The organism is Xenorhabdus griffiniae (genome assembly GCF_001028135.1).
GTDB lineage: Bacteria > Pseudomonadota > Gammaproteobacteria > Enterobacterales > Enterobacteriaceae > Xenorhabdus > Xenorhabdus bakwenae.
In genome coordinates, this window is record NZ_LDNM01000067.1 from 1 (window position 1) to 435 (window position 435).

1 protein-coding gene and 1 pseudogene are annotated in these 435 nt (G+C 62.8%); one reads left to right on the forward strand and one right to left on the reverse strand.

What is annotated here, in order from left to right; all coding sequences use genetic code 11:
* Window positions 1-202 (forward strand): annotated as a pseudogene (locus AAY47_RS22275) (hypothetical protein); the annotation flags it as partial.
* A gap of 6 nt (window positions 203-208) precedes the next feature.
* Here AAY47_RS22275 and AAY47_RS22280 read toward each other — a convergent pair.
* A partial coding sequence (locus tag AAY47_RS22280) for a hypothetical protein (protein WP_167400590.1) occupies window positions 209-435 on the reverse strand: 227 nt, incomplete at its 5' end.

A 435-nucleotide genomic window follows, 5' to 3' on the forward strand; every position in this document is an offset into this window, starting at 1 on the left:
GGGGCAGACCGTGGCCGGACTGCCCGTTGGCCTCAGTGCTCGCGGGGGTACGTGGGCAATGGTCGGCCTGACCCCTGCCGCCCCCGTTCAGTCAGTGCAGGCCGCCCAAAGCCCACTCAACATAATGTTGGGGAATTATGCGAAACTCGCCGTTCAGCCACGTAGTCCCCCAAAAACCGGTAAAGCGGCTCGCATCGCATAATACACATTATGTCTGGCGCCCCCGCTTATCGGCATCGCAAGGTGCCGCCGCACAAGGCTGGCGCCTTCTGCTGTCAGCTTCTGAGCCAGTCCTCAGCAAAAACCCGTGTTCTTCTTTAGCTGCCTTGCGTTGTTCCGGCAAACTTCCCTGTAGGCAGGTCGGCCTGCGGCCTCCGCGTTTACCTTCCCCGCCCCGACCCCGCAGCGACTTACTGCGCCCGGCTCGCAGTCGCT